This is a genomic window from bacterium, assembly GCA_030647555.1.
Taxonomy (GTDB): Bacteria; Patescibacteriota; Andersenbacteria; order UBA10190; family CAIZMI01; genus CAIZMI01.
Genome location: JAUSJG010000018.1, coordinates 1 through 2,623, shown reverse-complemented (window position 1 = coordinate 2,623; position 2,623 = coordinate 1). Strand labels below are relative to the sequence as shown.

General features: G+C 40.5%; 4 protein-coding genes. All 4 read left to right on the top strand.

The window, feature by feature from the left end:
- On the top strand, nucleotides 1–1,074 hold a 1,074-nt coding region (locus tag Q7S57_04515; GenBank protein MDO8512511.1), incomplete at its 5' end, for a Mur ligase family protein.
- 82 nt (nucleotides 1,075–1,156) lie between these two features.
- Entirely contained in the window at nucleotides 1,157–1,426 is a 270-nt protein-coding gene (locus tag Q7S57_04510) for a winged helix-turn-helix domain-containing protein (GenBank protein MDO8512510.1), read from the top strand.
- Nucleotides 1,427–1,695: 269 nt separating this feature from the next.
- Nucleotides 1,696–2,094, top strand: coding sequence for a hypothetical protein (locus Q7S57_04505; GenBank protein MDO8512509.1), 399 nt, complete (start codon nucleotides 1,696–1,698; stop codon nucleotides 2,092–2,094).
- A gap of 46 nt (nucleotides 2,095–2,140) precedes the next feature.
- On the top strand, nucleotides 2,141–2,623 hold a 483-nt coding region (rsmI, locus tag Q7S57_04500; protein ID MDO8512508.1), incomplete at its 3' end, for a 16S rRNA (cytidine(1402)-2'-O)-methyltransferase.

The following is a 2,623-nucleotide window of genomic DNA, read 5'->3' as shown; positions in this document are numbered from 1 at the left end:
GATAATAATTCCGAGCTTGCGCAAGCGCACAAGCTCGGGGTTGCGACAATGTCCTACCCAGAAATGCTTGGTTTAATTTCCAAAACCCATTACACGATTGCGGTTTCCGGAACTCATGGGAAAACTACGACTACGGGAATGCTGGCTAAAGTTTTTATTGACGCTAAAAAAGATCCAACGGTTATTATTGGAAGTTTCCTAAAAGATTTTGCGTCAAACTTCGTGGCCGGTTTTAGCGACTATTTTATAGTTGAAGCCTGCGAATACAAACGCTCTTTTCTTAATATTTGGCCAACGATTGTGGTTATAACCAACATTGATAGAGACCACTTGGATTACTACAAAGACCTTCCCGATATTCAAAGCGCTTTTCGCGAATTTGTTTTAAAAATTCCGGAGGGCGGATTTCTGATTTGCGATACCGGAGATGAAAGTTTGAAACCGATTATTAAGGATTTGAAATGCCGAGTTATCAATTTTACCGAATATTTAAAACCGGAAAATTTGCCACATAAGATTGAACTCCAGCTTCCGGGGGAGCATAATCGCCGGAATGCGTCAGTAGCGCTCGCGGTAGCGGATGTCTTAAGACTTAATCAAGAAGAAACATTTAAATCATTGGCATCATTTGCCGGCACATGGCGAAGGTTTGAATATAAAGGTGAAACGAAAAATGGCATAATCGTCTACGACGATTATGCCCATCACCCGACAGAAATTAAAGCCACCCTGCAGGGTTTTAGGGAAAAATTTCCCGACAAAGAAATTACAATTATTTTTCAGCCACATCTTTACTCTCGCACCAAACTTCTACTCAATGATTTTGCAGAGGCCCTAAAGTCTGCCAACAAAGTAATTTTGGCGCCAATTTATGCCGCGCGCGAGCAATTTGATGAAACAATTTCTTCCAATATGTTGGCAGAAAAAATAAAAGAACTTGGTGGAAATGTTTTAGCATTTCCAAACCCAAGTGCAATTGCTGATTATCTTAAAACCAATTTATCGCCAAATAGCGTTCTTATAACCATGGGTGCCGGCGATGTTTACAAAGTGGGGGATTTATTACTATCATAGTTATAAGTCATAAAGAGTTGTATCTATACCAGTATTCCACTGAATACTGGTATAGATAAGCTGAGTGTGATATTATTTGTGAATGGTGAATTGGCGAAAAATAGAAACAATCACAAAAGGAATTGCCAGCCACCGGCGACTTGGGATAGTTGATTTATTGAAAGAGAAACCTGAACTTTCGGTTGAAGAAATTGCAAGAACTCTAAAGATTAGTTTTAATAATGCTTCCGATCATATTGGCAAATTGGTGGTCGCAGGACTCACAATGAAAAGACATGATGGGAACTTCGTGCGACACAAGCTGACCAAGCGTGGAGAAAGTATTCTCAAATTCTTAAGTATGCTTGGGTAAATCATAGTAATTTAGCAATGTTTGCAAAGCGTGGGAGATGGTGTTAGTTTAGTGTCTAGTCTTGTAGTCAAAAGGAGATATCCTTGAAAGTAAAAAATGGTAGGAATCGTTTTGTTATTTTGTTACCGACACTCGGTGTGGTTCTTAAATTCCCCAAAATACTTTGGCCAAACATATTATCTTTTTCCTTGCTACAACGGGTGATAAAACAACGGCGAGAATTAGTACCTCGGCTAAAGAGAGAATTCGTTGATTATTCTGTAGATTGCATGGAGGGCCTTAAATGGGCGCTTTTTCATGGAATTGCGTGCAATTGGCGTGAATATCGGTTTTACTCGCGCACAAAGCATCCGTTTCTACAACCAACATATTTTTCTTTCTTTGGTACTGTGAACATCCAGAAATATGGACGTCCTGTCAGAATTCCTTTTGAAGATGAATACAATAGGGACAAGTGGTGGACAAGAATGTTTTGGATGCCAGTACTTGGGATAACCAACGGCGAAGTTATTCGCGATGGCCACCATTTTCTCAATCCGGAAAATTTTTGTCAGGATATATTTGGTCGACCAAAGATTGTTGATTATGGTCTTCCCCGAACTCAGGAAATCATTAAGAAGTGGGGCGAACAAATACACATTTCCATTTTTTTGTATGAGGAACCTTAAACCAGCGGGGCTTGCCCTCGCTGTTTTATTTATATAGAGTGCACTTATGCCCACTTTATATGTTATCGGAACGCCTATAGGAAATTTGGAAGATATTACCTTTCGGGCAATTCGGGTGCTCAAAGAGGTGGATGTTATTTTGTGTGAAGATACTCGGATGACGCAAAGACTACTGAAACATTACGGAATCATCAACAAACAACTTACAACTTACAACGAACAAAAAAGCGGGAAGCCGATAGAAAAGATAGCAGAGTTGATAAAAGAGGGAAAAAATTTGGCATTGGTGTCGGATGCGGGGACGCCGTCAATTTCAGATCCGGGGAGCCACCTTGTCGCCAAATTGCGGGAGCAATTTGGCGACACTTTAAATATTGTCGCAATCCCTGGACCTTCGGCGGTTGTCTCAGCCCTCTCTATTTCAGGACTTCCCGCGTCAGACTTTCTTTTTTTTGGATTCTTGCCACACAAGAAGGGCCGAGAAACTTTATTTAAAGAAATCGCCGAATCAAAAAGAACAGTGGCCTTT

Coding starts and splice junctions, on each gene's coding strand:
- Q7S57_04510 (MDO8512510.1), top strand. CDS start 1,157: ATGGTGAATTGGCGAAAAATAGAAACAATCACAAAAGGAATTGCCAGC.
- Q7S57_04505 (MDO8512509.1), top strand. CDS start 1,696: ATGGAGGGCCTTAAATGGGCGCTTTTTCATGGAATTGCGTGCAATTGG.